The sequence below is a fragment of the Streptomyces sp. E2N166 genome (genome assembly GCF_003671715.1).
Taxonomy (GTDB): Bacteria; Actinomycetota; Actinomycetes; order Streptomycetales; family Streptomycetaceae; genus Streptomyces; species Streptomyces thinghirensis.
In genome coordinates, this window is record NZ_RAIF01000031.1 from 852998 (window position 1) to 867777 (window position 14780).

13 protein-coding genes are annotated in these 14780 nt (G+C 71.4%); 12 read left to right on the forward strand and 1 reads right to left on the reverse strand.

Going from position 1 to position 14780, the window contains the following annotated elements:
• The first annotated feature begins 25 nt into the window (after positions 1 to 25).
• The 3 genes from EBH09_RS25965 (at position 26) to EBH09_RS25975 (ending at position 5726) form a co-directional block, all read left to right on the forward strand.
• Complete coding sequence (locus tag EBH09_RS25965; RefSeq protein ID WP_121749315.1) at positions 26 to 1027, forward strand: methionine synthase; 1002 nt, start codon at positions 26 to 28, stop codon at positions 1025 to 1027.
• Between the two features lie 15 nt (positions 1028 to 1042).
• Complete coding sequence (gene ligA, locus EBH09_RS25970; RefSeq protein ID WP_121749316.1) at positions 1043 to 3238, forward strand: NAD-dependent DNA ligase LigA; 2196 nt, start codon at positions 1043 to 1045, stop codon at positions 3236 to 3238.
• Between the two features lie 259 nt (positions 3239 to 3497).
• A complete protein-coding gene (locus EBH09_RS25975; protein WP_121749317.1) occupies positions 3498 to 5726 on the forward strand; it encodes a bifunctional diguanylate cyclase/phosphodiesterase in 2229 nt (742 codons plus the stop codon).
• 35 nt (positions 5727 to 5761) lie between these two features.
• Here EBH09_RS25975 and EBH09_RS25980 read toward each other — a convergent pair whose 3' ends face one another.
• Positions 5762 to 6352, reverse strand: coding sequence for a TetR/AcrR family transcriptional regulator (locus EBH09_RS25980; protein WP_121749318.1), 591 nt, complete (start codon positions 6350 to 6352; stop codon positions 5762 to 5764).
• 85 nt (positions 6353 to 6437) lie between these two features.
• Between EBH09_RS25980 and EBH09_RS25985 the strand changes: the two genes are divergently transcribed.
• The 9 genes from EBH09_RS25985 to EBH09_RS26025 all read left to right on the forward strand — a co-directional run bounded on the left by EBH09_RS25985 (position 6438) and on the right by EBH09_RS26025 (position 14715).
• Positions 6438 to 6809 carry a DUF4267 domain-containing protein gene (locus EBH09_RS25985; RefSeq protein WP_121749319.1) on the forward strand — a complete coding sequence of 124 codons (372 nt, stop codon included), beginning with the start codon at positions 6438 to 6440 and terminating at the stop codon, positions 6807 to 6809.
• 189 nt (positions 6810 to 6998) lie between these two features.
• On the forward strand, positions 6999 to 7295 hold the full coding sequence (gatC, locus tag EBH09_RS25990; protein WP_003973500.1) for an Asp-tRNA(Asn)/Glu-tRNA(Gln) amidotransferase subunit GatC: 297 nt from the start codon (positions 6999 to 7001) through the stop codon (positions 7293 to 7295).
• Between the two features lie 5 nt (positions 7296 to 7300).
• Positions 7301 to 8794 (forward strand): Asp-tRNA(Asn)/Glu-tRNA(Gln) amidotransferase subunit GatA, encoded by a 1494-nt coding sequence (gatA, locus tag EBH09_RS25995; protein ID WP_121749320.1) that lies wholly within the window; start codon positions 7301 to 7303, stop codon positions 8792 to 8794.
• A complete protein-coding gene (locus EBH09_RS26000; RefSeq protein WP_121749321.1) occupies positions 8791 to 9030 on the forward strand; it encodes a hypothetical protein in 240 nt (79 codons plus the stop codon). The genes gatA and EBH09_RS26000 overlap by 4 nt, the downstream gene beginning before the upstream one ends.
• Before the next feature lie 15 nt (positions 9031 to 9045).
• The gene (gene gatB / locus EBH09_RS26005; protein ID WP_121749322.1) at positions 9046 to 10560 is read left to right on the forward strand and encodes an Asp-tRNA(Asn)/Glu-tRNA(Gln) amidotransferase subunit GatB; all 1515 of its coding nucleotides are present in this window, start codon (positions 9046 to 9048) and stop codon (positions 10558 to 10560) included.
• A gap of 275 nt (positions 10561 to 10835) precedes the next feature.
• Entirely contained in the window at positions 10836 to 13082 is a 2247-nt protein-coding gene (locus tag EBH09_RS26010; protein ID WP_121749323.1) for an MMPL family transporter, read from the forward strand.
• A complete protein-coding gene (locus EBH09_RS26015; RefSeq protein ID WP_121749324.1) occupies positions 13060 to 13644 on the forward strand; it encodes a GNAT family protein in 585 nt (194 codons plus the stop codon). The genes EBH09_RS26010 and EBH09_RS26015 overlap by 23 nt, the downstream gene beginning before the upstream one ends.
• A gap of 35 nt (positions 13645 to 13679) precedes the next feature.
• Positions 13680 to 14315 carry a hypothetical protein gene (locus EBH09_RS26020; RefSeq protein ID WP_121749325.1) on the forward strand — a complete coding sequence of 212 codons (636 nt, stop codon included), beginning with the start codon at positions 13680 to 13682 and terminating at the stop codon, positions 14313 to 14315.
• A 214-nt stretch (positions 14316 to 14529) separates the two neighbouring features.
• Positions 14530 to 14715, forward strand: a complete 186-nt coding sequence (locus EBH09_RS26025; RefSeq protein ID WP_121749326.1) for a hypothetical protein — start codon at positions 14530 to 14532, stop codon at positions 14713 to 14715.
• Positions 14716 to 14780: the final 65 nt, after the last annotated feature.

Here is a 14780-nt window from a genome sequence, read left to right on the forward strand (position 1 = left end):
TCGGAGACCTGCGTACGCTTCCCCCGTGAACGACAACCCCCGCCTCGGCCCCGCCACGGGCATCGGCTCCCTGCCGGGAACCGACGCCCGCGAGGCCGCGAAAACAAGCACCGGCACCTTCGAGGACTTCCCCTTCCTCCCCGAACTTCCCGCCCGCGGCCCCGGCGCCGACATGATCGGCCGCACCGCCGGGATGCTCGTCGAGCTGTACGCGCGCGTGGAGCCCAGCGGCTGGCGGCTCGGCGACCGGCCGGGACGGGACACCAAGCGGGCCCGGGCCTGGCTGGGGGAGGACCTCGACGCCCTGGAGGAGTTCACCCAGGGCCACGAGGGTCCGCTGAAGGTCCAGGCCGTCGGCCCCTGGACGCTCGCCGCCGCCCTCGAACTGCGCAACGGCGAGGCGGTCCTCTCCGACGCCGGCGCGTCCCGCGACCTCGCGGCCTCGCTCGCCGAGGGGCTGCGCCTGCACCTGACCGAGGTCCGGCGCCGCGTGCCCGGCGCCCGGATCGTGCTCCAGCTCGACGAGCCGTCCCTCACCGCCGTACTGCGCGGCCAGGTACGGAGCGCCAGCGGCTACCGCACTCACCGGGCCGTCGACCGCCAAGTCGTCGAGGCCGCCCTCCGCGACGTCGCCGGCGTGCACGGCGGCGACCCCGTCGTGGTCCACTCCTGCGCACCGGACGTGCCGTTCGCCCTGCTGCGCCGGGCGGGCGTCGCGGGTGTCTCCTTCGACTTCTCGCTCCTCACCGAGCGTGACGACGACGCGATCGGCGAAGCGGTCGAGGGCGGCACCCGGCTGTTCGCCGGTGTCGTCCCGGGCACGGACGCCGCATTGTCAGACCCTGCCGGTAGCGTCATGGGTGTCAGAACGCTGTGGCGCAGGCTGGGGCTGCGTCCGGGGCTTCTCGCGGAGGCGGTCACCGTCACGCCGACGTGCGGACTCGCGGGCGCGTCCCCCGACTACGCCCGCCGGGCGCTCGCCCACTGCGTTCAGGCGGCGAGATCCCTCGCGGACAACCCAGAGTAACGGGAGGACCACACGGTGGCCGGCGACAAGCAAGCGGAGACGACGAGCGTGCCCGCCGAGGCGCGCGAGAAGCACGTGCAGCTCGCTGAGCAGATCGAGGAGCACCGCTTCCGGTACTACGTGAAGGACGCCCCCGTCGTCAGCGACGCGGACTTCGACCGGCTGCTGCGTTCCCTGGAGGAGTTGGAGGAGGAGTATCCGGAGCTGCGCACCCCGGACTCCCCGACCCAGAAGGTCGCCGGCGCCTACGAGACCGAGTTCACGGCCGTGGAGCACCGGTCACGCATGCTCTCCCTCGACAACACCTTCAACGACGAAGAACTGGCCGCCTGGACCGAGCGGATCGCCAGGGAACTGGGCGAGCAGGAGTACCACTTCCTGTGCGAGCTGAAGGTCGACGGACTCGCCGTCAACCTCACCTACGAGCGCGGCCGTCTCGTCCGCGCGGCCACCCGCGGCGACGGCCGCACCGGCGAGGACATCACGCCCAACGTCCGCACCATCGCCGACATCCCGGAGCGTCTCAAGGGGGACGAGGTCCCCGACCTCGTGGAGATCCGCGGCGAGGTCTACTTCCCGATGGAGAAGTTCCAGGAGCTCAACGCCCGGTTGAACGCCGCCGGTGACAAGCCCTTCGCCAACCCGCGCAACGCGGCGGCCGGTTCGCTTCGCCAGAAGGACCCGCGCGTCACCGCCACCCGGCCGCTGCACATGGTGGTCCACGGCATCGGCGTCCTGGAGGGCTTCAAGGGCATGACCCGCCTCTCCCAGGCCTACGACCTCCTGAAGACCTGGGGCCTGCCCACCTCCCCGCACAACAGGGTGGTCGACGGGCTCGACGGCGTACGGGACTTCATCGCGTACTACGGCGAGAACCGGCACTCCGTGGCGCACGAGATCGACGGTGTCGTCGTCAAGCTCGACGAGATCCGCCTCCAGGGACGGCTCGGCTCCACGGCCCGGGCGCCGCGCTGGGCCATCGCGTACAAGTACGCGCCGGAGGAGGTCAACACCAAGCTCGTCGACATCAAGGTCGGTGTCGGCCGCACCGGGCGGGTCACGCCGTACGCGCAGGTCGAGCCGGTCACCGTGGCGGGCAGCGAGGTCGAGTTCGCCACGCTGCACAACCAGGAGGTCGTCAAGGCCAAGGGCGTGCTCATCGGCGACACCGTGGTACTGCGCAAGGCCGGTGACGTGATCCCGGAGATCCTCGGCCCGGTCGCCGACCTGCGGGACGGCAGCGAGCGCGAGTTCGTCATGCCGGCCGAGTGCCCCGAGTGCGGAACGCCGCTGAAGGCGATGAAGGAGGGCGACATCGACCGGCGGTGTCCCAACGCCCGCACCTGCCCCGCCCAGTTGCGCGAGCGCGTCTCCTACCTCGCCGGCCGGGAGTGCCTGGACATCGAGCACTTCGGCGGCGTCGTGGCGGCCGCGCTGACCGGGCCGCTGGAGCCGCCCCGGCCGCCGCTCGTGGACGAGGGCGACCTCTTCGACCTCACCGTCGAGAAGCTGCTGCCCATCAAGGCGTACGTCCTCGACCCGGACAGCGGACTGCCCAAGCGCGACCCCAAGACCGGCGAGGAGAAGATCGTCACGGTCTTCGCCAACAAGGAGGGCGAGCCGAAGAAGAACACCCTCGCGCTGCTCAAGCACATCGAGGAGGCCAAGACCCGCCCGCTCGCCCGCTTCCTCAACGGGCTCTCCATCCGGTACGTCGGGCCCGTCGCCGCCCAGGCCCTCGCGCGGGAGTTCCGCTCCCTCGACCGCATCGAGCAGGCCAGCGAGGAGGAGCTGGCGCTCGCGGACGGGGTGGGCGACACCATCGCCGCCGCGGTCAAGGAGTGGTTCGCCGAGGAGTGGCACCGCGAGATCGTCCGCAAGTGGAAGGCGGCCGGAGTCCCGCTGGAGGACCGGTCGACGGGGGAGGACGAGGGGCCGCGCCCGCTCGAAGGGCTCACCGTCGTCGTCACCGGCACCCTGGAGAACTTCACCCGGGACGGGGCCAAGGACGCCCTCCAGAGCAGGGGCGCGAAAGTGACCGGGTCGGTCTCCAAGAAGACGTCCTTCGTCGTGGTCGGTGACAACCCCGGGACGAAGTACGACAAGGCGATGCAACTGAAGGTGCCGGTTCTGAACGAGGACGGATTCACCGTCCTGCTCGAACAAGGACCCGAAGCGGCGGCCGACGTCGCACTTTCGGCTGAGGAATAGCGGTTGAAGGCCACCCGATCGGCGCATACCAGATGCATACGGGTGGCCGGGTCGCATTCGGGCAACCGTCGACGACCGGTGCCCCTGGAAGCCTTCCGCGGCCTACTGTTGAGGTGTGCGCCCGCCGTGCCCAGCTGCGGTCGGGGCATCCCCCTGCCCCCGAGGGGCAGGGGGAAGGGTTCTCCAACGCGGAGCCGTTGATGGATGTCGGGCGTCGGGCCGCGTGGCGTGGGCACCGCCGGCTGTGAGAGGGACGGGAATGGAACCGACCGAGAGCGCCGCCGCGGGCTCACGGCTGCGCCTGCGTCGCATGGTGGACGCGTGGCACGTGAGCCGGTGGCTCGGGCAGCGCGGTGGTGGCACACCGCATCCCACGGCGGCCGCCCGCGGCTCCGCGCCGCCGGTCAACCGCCACCCCTCCGTCCTGTCCGGCAACGACACGGACGGCCAACGGCACCTGCACTGGCCTGCGTTGCCCTCGGCGGTCGTCGCGGCCGCCGCCTTCGTGCTGGGCGCCGGCTTCTACCGCGCGTTCACCGACGGCCACGCCCTCTTCCCGTCCGGCACCGCCGGCTGGTCCCTGGCCGTGCTGACCGGCATCGTCGTCGGGCACCTGGTCATGCTCGGCCGCTCCCGCTGGTGGGGCGGCACCGGCTCCGGCGCGGCCCTCACCCTCGCCGTCCTGCTGCTGTACGGCTGGGTTCCGGCCGGCATGGTCAGTCTCACCGTCGTCGTCCTGGTCGGCATAGCCCGCCGGGGCCGCTGGCGGCAGGGCGTCCTGCACGGTGCGGTGGACATCCTCGGCGTCGCCGCGGGCGCCGTGCTGCTGGGTGTCTGCGGCTCCGTACCCTCCGTCGAGAACCCCTGGGACCCCAACACCTGGGGGATGTACGCGGCGCCCAAGGTGGTGCTCGTCGCGGTCGCCTACCTCGCCGTCACCCGCGCCCTGTTGTGGTATTTGCGGACGCCGCGCGTCGGCCTGCCCACCGTCGCCCGCACCGCCCTGGTCAGACAGGGCCTGGTCGCCGTCGCCCTGCTCGGCATCGCCCCGCTGATCTGCGTGGTCGCCGTCGCCAAGCCGCTGCTGCTGCCGCTGTTCGCCATCCCGCTCATCGCCCTCGACTCCACCCTGTGGATCGCCCGCGCCCGGGCCGAGGAGCAGTTGCGCGACCCGCTCACCGGTCTGCCCAACCGGCAGTGGCTCCTCGAGCGGACCTGGGCCGCCCTGGACGACGCCGAGCGCATCGGCGCCCGCGCCGCCCTGATGCTGATCGACCTCGACCGTTTCCGGTCGGTCAACGACACACTCGGTCACCTCGCCGGCGACCGGCTGCTGCTGCAGACCGCCGACCGGCTGCGGCAGGCCCTGCCGCGCGGGGCGGAGGCCGCGCGGCTCGGTGGCGACGAGTTCGCCGTCTTACTGCCCGTCGCCGACTCCACCACGTCGGCGACCCGGATCGCCCGTGGCCTGGTCGCCGCGCTCAGCTCCCCGATGGACCTCGACGGGCTCACCCTCGTCCTGGAGGCCAGTGCCGGAGTCGCCGTCTTCCCCGACCACGCGCTGGACGCCGAAGGACTGCTGCGCCGCGCGGACGTGGCGATGTACCAGGCGAAGCGGGACCGCACCGGCGTCGAGGTCTACGAGTCCAAGCGGGACTCCAACACCCCGGACCGGCTCGGGCTCCTGGGCGACCTGCGCCGGGCCCTGGACGCCCACGAGGTCGAGCTGCACTACCAGCCCAAGGTCCGCTTCGACGGACAGGTCGCGGGCCTCGAGGCCCTGGTCCGCTGGGTGCACCCCGAGCGCGGCAGGGTACCGCCGGACGAGTTCATAGCGATCGCCGAGTCCTCCGGGCTGATGCCGCACCTCACCGAGTACGTGCTGGAGACGGCGCTCGGACAGGTCGCCCGCTGGCGCTCCCAGGGCCTGTTCGTGCCGGTCGCGGTCAACGTCTCCCCGCGCGACGTCCACATCCCCGGCTTCGCGGGCGCGGTGGCCGCCCGGCTGGCCCGGCACGGAGTCCCCGCGGGAGCGCTCCAACTCGAGATCACGGAGCACGTACTCCTGGAGGACCCGCAGCGCGCGGCCGACACCCTCAACGCGCTGACCGGACACGGCGTCAAGATGTCCCTGGACGACTTCGGCACCGGCTACTCCTCCCTCGTACACCTGCGCAGGCTGCCCGTCAGCGAACTGAAGATCGACCGCTCGTTCGTGGCCCGGCTGGCCATCGACAACGAGGACGCCGAGATCGTGCGCTGCACCGTCGACCTCGCGCACTCCCTCGGCCTGCTCGTCGTCGCCGAGGGCGTGGAGGACGACGAGACCTGGGAGCGGTTGCGCGACCTCGGCTGCGACGCCGTACAGGGCTGGCTGGTCGCGGCCGCGATGCCCCCGGAGGAGACCACCGCCTGGCTGCTCGCCCGGGGATCCCGGGGCTGGGTTCGGGCCGCCGCCGCACTGCCCGCGGCGGCGACCGACGAGTGACCCGACCGCCGGGCGGCGTGCTCCGTCCGTTCCGCTCAGCGCGCGGTGGCCCGCGGCGCGAAGCGTCCGATCAACAGGGCGAGCCGCCGGTCGTGGGCCTGCTCCGGTAGCCGACCGCTGCGCATCAGGGTCACCAGTCCGTGCAGGCCCGCCCAGTACGTCTCCGTGAGCAGCGCCGGGTCCTCACCCTCGGCGGCGAGGGGCTCGACGGCGCTCAGCAGCTCACCGAACGCCTCCTGGAGGGCGGGCGGAGCCTCGGGCGTGGCGAACGGCAGATCCACCCGGTGCGTGAACATCACGTCGTAGAGCGCGGGCCGCCGCCGCCCGAAACCGGTGTACGCCCTCCCGACCGCCGCCAGCCTCTCTCGTGCGCCCTCGGCCGCCGCGGCCGACGCCCGCAGTTCCACCGTGAGTTCCTCACAGCCCCGCACCGCGACCGCCGCCATGATCGCGTCCTTGCCCTTGAAGTGGCTGTACAGGACGGGCTGGCTGTACTCGATCTCGGCGGCCAGCCGGCGGGTGGTGACCGCGTCCCAGCCCTCCGCCTCGGCCAAGTCCCGCGCGGCCGTCACGATCAGCCGCTCGCGTTCCGCTCGTTCGCGCTCGCGGCGCGTCTGGATCGTCATGGCCACGATTCTAGCAACGCTAGCCATGCTGTCGACGCTCTGCTAGCGTCACCAGTGTTCCTAGCGCTGCTAGCGAGGAGAGATCGTGACCGTCACCGCGTACGCCCTGGCCATCGTGCTCAACCTGTTCTGCGTGTTCCTCGGTTACCGCTTCCTGTTCCGGCCCGGACCCGCCGCCACCGGCTACGGCGTCCCGGCCGACCCCGCCGGTGACGCCGGCGCCTACCTGACGATCAAGGGCCTCCGGGACGGGACGTTCGGTCTGGTGGGCCTGGTTCTGCTGGCCTTCGCCGGCACCCGCGCCGAGGCGTGGTTCATGCTCTGCGTGGCCGTCGTGCCGCTCGGCGACATGCTCATAGTGCTGCGCCACGGGGGTACGAAGGCCGTGGCCTTCGGTATCCACTTCGCCACCGCCGTCGTCGTCCTGATCAGTGCCGGTCTGCTCTTCCTGGTCTGACCGCGGCCCCGTCGTCGTCCTCCGGGGCCGTCCTCCCGCGCGGGAGGACCCGGAACCGGGCGGTGCCGCGAGTCGGCCCCGGGGAAACCGTTTAACGGCCACGGGGCCCGGCCCCATAGGATTGGCCCGAACCGACTTGCCAAAGCCGATTTGCCCACACCACACACACTCACCCCAGAGGAACGCTGCATGCCTGGCATCACGCGCGAGGAGGTCGCCCACCTCGCCCGGCTGGCGCGTCTGGAGCTGAAGCCCGAAGAGCTCGAGCACTTCGCGGGACAGCTGGACGACATCATCGGCGCGGTCGCCCGCGTCAGTGAGGTCGCCGACCAAGACGTACCGCCGACCTCGCACCCGCTCCCGCTGACGAACGTCATGCGGCCGGACGAGGTCCGTCCGTCGCTCACGCCCGAGCAGGCGCTCTCCGGCGCCCCGGCCCAGGAGCAGCAGCGTTTCAAGGTGCCGCAGATCCTGGGGGAGGAGTAACCGCCATGAGCGACATCATCAAGCTCACCGCGGCCGAGATCGCCGCGAAGATCGCCTCCGGCGAGCTGACTGCCGTCGAGGTCACCGAGGCCCACCTGGCCCGCATCGAGGCAGTCGACGAGAAGGTGCACGCCTTCCTGCACGTCGACCGCGAGGGCGCCCTCGCCCAGGCCCGCGCCGTCGACGAGAAGCGCGAGCGCGGCGAGGAGCTCGGCCCGCTGGCCGGCGTGCCGCTGGCGCTCAAGGACATCTTCACCACCGAGGGCATCCCCACGACCGTCGGCTCGAAGATCCTCGAGGGCTGGATCCCGCCGTACGACGCGACCGTCACCAAGCGCCTGAAGGCCGCCGACGTCGTCATCCTCGGCAAGACCAACATGGACGAGTTCGCCATGGGGTCGTCGACGGAGAACAGCGCGTACGGCCCGACCGGCAACCCCTGGGACCTCACCAAGATCCCCGGCGGTTCCGGCGGCGGCTCCTCCGCCGCCCTCGCGGCCTTCCAGGCCCCGCTCGCCATCGGCACCGACACCGGCGGCTCCATCCGTCAGCCCGCGTCCGTCACCGGCACGGTCGGCGTCAAGCCGACGTACGGAGGCGTCTCCCGCTACGGCATGGTGGCCTTCTCCTCCTCCCTCGACCAGGGCGGCCCCTGCGCCCGTACGGTCCTGGACGCGGCCCTGCTGCACGAGGTGATCGCCGGGCACGACCCGATGGACTCCACCTCCATCGACGCCCCGGTCCCCGCGGTCGTCGAGGCCGCCCGCAACGGCAGCGTCGCCGGCATGCGCGTCGGCGTCGTCAAGCAGTTCCGCGGCGAGGGCTACCAGGCCGGCGTCATCCAGCGCTTCGACGAGTCCGTAGAGCTGCTGAAGGAGCTGGGCGCGGAGATCGTCGAGCTGGACTGCCCGTCCTTCGACCTCGCGCTGTCGGCGTACTACCTGATCGCGCCCTCCGAGTGCTCCTCCAACCTGGCCCGCTTCGACGGCCTGCGCTACGGCCTGCGTACCGGCGACGACGGCACGCACTCCGCCGAGGAGGTCACCTCGCTGACCCGCGAGGCCGGCTTCGGCCCCGAGGTCAAGCGCCGCATCATGCTCGGCACCTACGCCCTCAGCTCCGGCTACTACGACGCGTACTACGGCAGCGCCCAGAAGGTCCGCACCCTCATCACGCGGGACTTCGAGAAGGCCTTCGAGCAGGTCGACGTGATCGTCTCCCCGACGACCCCGACCACCGCCTTCGCGATCGGCGAGCGCGCCGACGACCCGATGGCGATGTACCTGGCCGACCTGTGCACCATCCCCACCAACCTGGCGGGCAACGCGGCGATGTCGCTGCCCTGCGGCCTCGCACCCGAGGACAACCTGCCGGTGGGTCTGCAGATCATCGCCCCCGCCATGAAGGACGACCGGCTGTACAAGGTCGGCGCCGCGGTCGAGGCCGCCTTCGTGGAAAAGTGGGGCCACCCGCTGATCGAGGAGGCACCGTCGCTGTGAGCGCACTGACCAAGGCCAAGGGCTTCAAGAGCTCCAAGTCCGGCCTGTACGTCTCGATGGCCACGTCGGCGTTCGGCGCCGTCGGGGTGTACAAGCAGATCAAGAAGGCCCGCGGCGAGAGCGACACGCTGCGGCTGCTCGACGCCGTCGTGACCGGAGCAGCGGTCGTCACCAACCTCGCCATCCTCTACCGCGAGCTGAAGCGCCTGGGCGACGACGACGTCCTGCTGGGCTGAGAGGGAAGTTTCACCGTGACCACCACGACCGACCTGGTGTCGTACGAGGACGCGCTGGCGTCGTACGACCCCGTCATGGGCCTTGAAGTCCATGTCGAACTCGGCACCCACACCAAGATGTTCTGCGGCTGTTCGACCGCACTGGGCGCCGACCCCAACACCCAGACCTGCCCCGTCTGCCTCGGCATGCCCGGTGCGCTCCCGGTCGTCAACGCGACCGGCGTCGAGTCGGCGATCAGGATCGGTCTCGCGCTGAACTGCGAGATCGCCGAGTGGTGCCGCTTCGCCCGGAAGAACTACTTCTATCCGGACATGCCGAAGAACTTCCAGACCTCCCAGTACGACGAGCCGATCGCCTTCAACGGCTACCTCGACGTGCAGCTGGAGGACGGCGAGACCTTCCGCGTGGAGATCGAGCGCGCCCACATGGAGGAGGACACCGGCAAGTCGATGCACGTCGGTGGCGCGACGGGCCGTATCCACGGCGCCTCGCACTCCCTCCTCGACTACAACCGCGCCGGCATCCCGCTCATCGAGATCGTCACCAAGCCGATCGAGGGAGCGGGCGAGCGGGCCCCCGAGGTCGCGCGGGCCTACGTCCGCGAGCTGCGCGAACTCATCCGTGCCCTCGGCGTGTCCGAGGCCCGCATGGAGATGGGCCAGATGCGCTGCGACGTGAACCTGTCGCTGCGTCCGCACGGCCGGGAGAAGTTCGGCACCCGCAGCGAGACCAAGAACGTCAACTCGCTGCGCTCCGTGGAGCGTGCCGCCCGCTTCGAGATCCAGCGGCACGCCGCCGTGCTGAACGACGGCGGCACGATCATCCAGGAGACCCGCCACTTCCACGAGGACACGGGGTCCACGACCTCGGGTCGCGTGAAGGAGGAGGCGGAGGACTACCGGTACTTCCCGGAGCCCGACCTGGTGCCGGTCGCCCCCTCGCGCGAGTGGGTCGAGGAGATCCGCGCCACCCTGCCCGAGCTGCCGCTGGTGCGCCGCAACCGGCTCCGCGAGGAGTGGGGCATCTCCGGCAACGACATGCAGTCGATCCTCAACGCCGGCGCGCTGGACCCGATCGTCGCCACGATCGACGCCGGTGCCGACGCGGCCTCCGCCCGCAAGTGGTGGATGGGCGAGCTGGCCCGCAGCGCCAACGAGTCGGGCAAGTCGCTCGACGAGCTGGCGATCACGCCGGAGCAGGTCGCGCGGGTCGCCGAGCTGGTCACGAAGGGCGACCTGAACGACAAGCTGGCCCGCCAGGTCATCCTGGGTGTCCTCGCCGGCGAGGGCACTCCGGACGAGGTCGTCGACAAGCGCGGCCTGAAGGTCGTCTCCGACGAGGGCGCGCTGACCGCCGCCGTCGACGAGGCCATCGCCGGCAACCAGGGCGTCGTGGACAAGATCCGCGGCGGCAAGGTGGCCGCGGTCGGCGCCCTGGTCGGCGCGGTCATGAAGGCGACCCGGGGCCAGGCGGACGCGGCCCGCGTCAAGGAGCTGATCCTGGAGAAGCTGGGCGTGAGCGAGGGCTGAGCCGGTCCGGCATCGCGTGTCTCTGAGGGGTTGCACCCGGTCGGGTGCAACCCCTCGGGCGTTCGGCCGCGAATCACTCGTGGGGAACGACATGTCCGTCCGATCGTCCCGCGAACGACCTTCGCCTCTGTGAATAAGCCCACTAAATCCGCAAACGATCACTTCTGGCTGTAAGAGTGGCTTCGCGTTACTCATGCGTTCTTTGCGGGCCGTTCACTCCATGAACAACTGTTCCCGGTCAAAGACCCACAATCAGACACCCTGGGAGCACGTTCGTGGCAGCCCTTGCACGCTGGTGTGTCCGACGCCGCCTCGTCGCCGTCCTGCTCTGGCTCCTCGCCTTCGGCGGGGTCGCCACGGCCGCCGCGGTCACCGGCTCCGCGTACTCCAACGACTACGGAGTCCCCGGTACCGACTCCGACCGCGCCTCCCAGCTGCTCGCCTCCGGCTTCCCCGGCCTCGGCGGCGACGGCGACACGATCGTCTGGCACACGACGACCGACACCGTCCGCGCCGCCGACGTCGAGCGGGCCATGACCCGCACCCTGGACCGCATCGCGGGCCTGCCCGGGGTGGCCTCGGTGACCAACCCCTACGACGACCCCGAATCGCCCCTGATCAGCGAGGACGCCCACACCGCGTACGCCTCGGTCACCTTCGAGGACGCCTCCCGGGACATCGACGCGGCAGAGGCGCGGGCCGTGGTCGACGCCGCCGAGGCGGCCGAGACCGACGGGCTCCAGGTCGAAATGGGCGGCGGCGCCGTCGCGCTCACCGAGGCGCCGGGCGGTCATCTGGCGGAGGCCCTCGGCGTGGCCGTGGCCGCGGTCGTCCTCTTCCTCGCCTTCGGCTCCCTCGCCGCCGCCGTGCTGCCCATCGCCACCGCGCTGGTCTCCGTCGGCACCGCCTACGCCGGCATCACCCTGCTCGGGCACGCCATGACCGTCGCCGACTTCGCGCCCATGCTGGGCACCCTCATCGGGCTCGGCGTCGGCATCGACTACGCGCTGTTCATCGTCACCAGACACCGGCGCGGCCTGAAACGCGGACTCACCGTCGCCGAGGCCGCCGAGAACGCCGTCGCGACCACGGGACGCGCGGTCGTCTTCGCGGGTGCCACCGTTTGCATCGCCCTGCTGGGCATGCTGATCCTCCGGCTGAGCTTCCTCAACGGCGTGGCCATCGCCGCCTCGCTGACCGTCGTCCTCACCGTCGCGGCGTCCGTGACCCTGCTGCCCGCGCTGCTGTCGTACATCGGCCCGCGCGCCCTGAGCCGGCGCGAGCGGCGCCGGCTGGCGCAGCACGGGCCCGAACCCGAGCTGCCCACCGGGTTCGCCGCCCGCTGGTCGGCGTTCGTGGAGCGCCACCCCAAGCTGCTGGGCGCCGTCGCCCTCGTCGTCATCACCGTCCTCGCGCTGCCCACCCTCGGACTGCGCCTGGGCACCTCCGACCAGGGCAACGACCCCAAGGGCAGTACCACCCGCCAGGCCTACGACCTCCTCGCCGAGGGCTTCGGCCCCGGCGTCAACGGCCCCCTCACCCTGGTCACCGAGGTCGGCGGGGCCGAGGACCGGCTCGCCCTGGACAACCTCGACGCCTCCCTGCGCACCACCGAGGGCGTCTCCTCGGTGACCCCGGTGACGTACAACTCCGGCGGCGACACCGCGTACCTCGTCGTCGTACCCGAGTCGGCCCCGCAGTCCCGGACCACCAGCGACCTCGTCGAGCGGCTGCGCTCCGAGGTGCTGCCGCGTGCCGAGGCCGGCACCGCGCTCGACGTGCACATCGGCGGCGTCACGGCCGGCTACGACGACTTCGCCGACGTCATCGTCGGCAAGCTGCCCCTCTTCGTCGGCGTCGTCATCGGCCTGGGCTGCCTGCTGCTCCTGCTGGCCTTCCGCTCCGTCGGCATCCCCCTCAAGGCGGCCGCGATGAACGTCGCCGCCGTGGCCGCCTCCTTCGGCGTCGTCGTGGCGATCTTCCAATGGGGCTGGGGGAGCGAACTGCTCGGTCTCGGCAGCGCCGGCCCGATCGAACCCTTCCTGCCCGTGATCATGGTGTCGGTCCTCTTCGGACTCTCCATGGACTACCAGGTCTTCCTGGTCAGCCGGATGTACGAGGAGTGGCTGGAGACCGGCGACAACCGCCGTGCCGTACGCGTCGGCCTCGCCGAGACCAGCCGGGTGATCAACTCCGCCGCGGTGATCATGATCTCGGTCTTCCTCGCCTTCGTCCTCAGCGGCGACCGCGTGATCGCCATGTTCGGCATCGCGCTCGCCGCCGCCGTCGCCCTGGACGCATTCGTCCTGCGCACCCTCCTGGTGCCCGCTCTGATGCACATGCTCGGCAGCGCCAACTGGTGGCTGCCGCGCCGGCTGGACAAGCTCCTGCCACGCATCAGCATCGAGCCGCCCGAGTGCCGTGTCGCCCATGAGAGGCTGGCCGCGGCGACGGACGCCGAGGTGGCGGACGTCCTCGCGGAGGAGGAGCGGCAGCGGGATGTACGCGATGTCACTGGGTGACGACGGAGCCGAACTGCGACCCCTGGAGACCTGGCACGCCGAGGAGTTCCTCGCCCACCTGGACCGGGGCAGGGAGTTCATCACACAGCACATCCCCTTCGGGACGAAGGCCACCGACGTCGGCTCCGCCCGGGAACTGCTCCAGTCCTACGCCGACCGGCACGCCGCCGACAGCGGCTTCCTGCACGGGCTGTGGCTGGACGGCAGGCTCGTCGGCGGTCTGCTCTTCCGGATCTTCGACGCCGCGACCGGGGTCTGTGAGATCGGCTGCTGGCTGGAGCCCGCCGGAACAGGGCGCGGCCTGGTCACGCGCGGTGCCCGGGTCCTGATCGACTGGGCTTTCGACGAGCGCGGCATGCACCGCGTGGAGTGGCACGCGTCGTCCGCGAACACCCCGAGTGTCAACGCCGCCCGGCGACTCGGCATGATGCGTGAGGGCGTGCTGCGCGAAAGCTCCCACTACCGGGGTGTCCGTCAGGACGTGGAGGTGTGGGCGGTGCTCGCGCCCGAGTGGCGTGCGGCACGTGAGGCACGCGCGCGTGCCGCTCACAAGGATCATTAAGGGACCTCTCAGACAGCGTCCGTACGGTGCGAGACATGGGAACGAAGACAGTGGACGAGACCGGCGTGAAGACCGACGAGGACAAGACGGAGGAGGCGGCCAAGGCTCCTGAGAAGGCAGGGACCGAGACCGCCGACGCCGAGGCCCCGGCCGGCGACGACGCCGGGACGGACGACGCCGCGGCCGAGGACGCCGCGGAGGACCACGCCGCCGAGGACGCCGCGGAGGACCACGCCGCCGAGGACGACGTGACCGGTGCCGCCGGGAACGAGGGCCCCACGGGCGTCGGCCAGGGCGCGGGCGCCGTCGTCTCCGCCGGGCTCGGCATCGTCTCCCTGACCGGCAGCTGGGTCGGCACCGTGGCCTCCGCCCGCGAGTCGCTGATCGGCCAGCTGGAGACGTCCTCGTCCTCCGACGTCGGCATGCTGATCGAGAAGGGCTACGGCAACGCCTGGCACGCCACCGCGCTGTGGGGCGGACTCTTCGCCCTGGTCGCGCTGATCGTCGGCGTCGTGGTGCTGGCCCGTCCCGCGTTCGGCGCGCCCGGCCGCCCGCAGGCCCCGTGGATCAAGTCGGTCGCCTGGGCGGGCGTCGCCCTCGGCGTGATCGGCCTGCTCCTCGCCGTCCTGAAGTACACGGACATCCTGCTCGGGCTGCCTTCCACCGGCTGACCAAGCCCTCTGAGGGGTCTTAGGGCATCAGTGCGCTCCCGGCGCACGCCCTAAGACCCCTCACGCATGTCTAAGGCCCCACCCCCCGCCGAAGATGCGGAACTTACCCGATGTGGCGCACCCCCCTGGGAGACGAAGGTTGAGGCATCGCAAGCAAGCGAAGCCGAAACCGAGGCCGAGAGCGGCTCTCACCGAGGGACACGAGGGACACACCATGTTCGAGTACGAGATCCAGCAGACCCGTTCCGCCGAACTGATCCGCCGCGCCGACCAGGCCCGGCTGGCCCGCGAGGCCGTTCGCGCCCGTCGCGCCGCCCGCCGGGACGCGGCCAGGAACACCGCCGAGACCGAGAGCCATAGCTTCCGCTTCCGGCGGCACCGGTTCACCCGGGCCGCGTGAGCGGCGTGAGCGGGGGGACCGGGGAGGGCGGCCGCACGGCCGCCCTCCCCGCCGCCGTCCACCTC

What these genes read in the sequence shown, in the direction of transcription:
- EBH09_RS26025 (WP_121749326.1), top strand. Translation starts at nt 14,530, where the DNA reads ATGTTCGAGTACGAGATCCAGCAGACCCGTTCCGCCGAACTGATCCGC.
- gatA (WP_121749320.1), top strand. Translation starts at nt 7,301, where the DNA reads ATGAGCGACATCATCAAGCTCACCGCGGCCGAGATCGCCGCGAAGATC.
- EBH09_RS26015 (WP_121749324.1), top strand. Translation starts at nt 13,060, where the DNA reads ATGTACGCGATGTCACTGGGTGACGACGGAGCCGAACTGCGACCCCTG.
- gatC (WP_003973500.1), top strand. Translation starts at nt 6,999, where the DNA reads ATGCCTGGCATCACGCGCGAGGAGGTCGCCCACCTCGCCCGGCTGGCG.
- EBH09_RS25980 (WP_121749318.1), bottom strand. Translation starts at nt 6,352, where the DNA reads ATGACGATCCAGACGCGCCGCGAGCGCGAACGAGCGGAACGCGAGCGG.
- EBH09_RS26020 (WP_121749325.1), top strand. Translation starts at nt 13,680, where the DNA reads ATGGGAACGAAGACAGTGGACGAGACCGGCGTGAAGACCGACGAGGAC.
- EBH09_RS25975 (WP_121749317.1), top strand. Translation starts at nt 3,498, where the DNA reads ATGGAACCGACCGAGAGCGCCGCCGCGGGCTCACGGCTGCGCCTGCGT.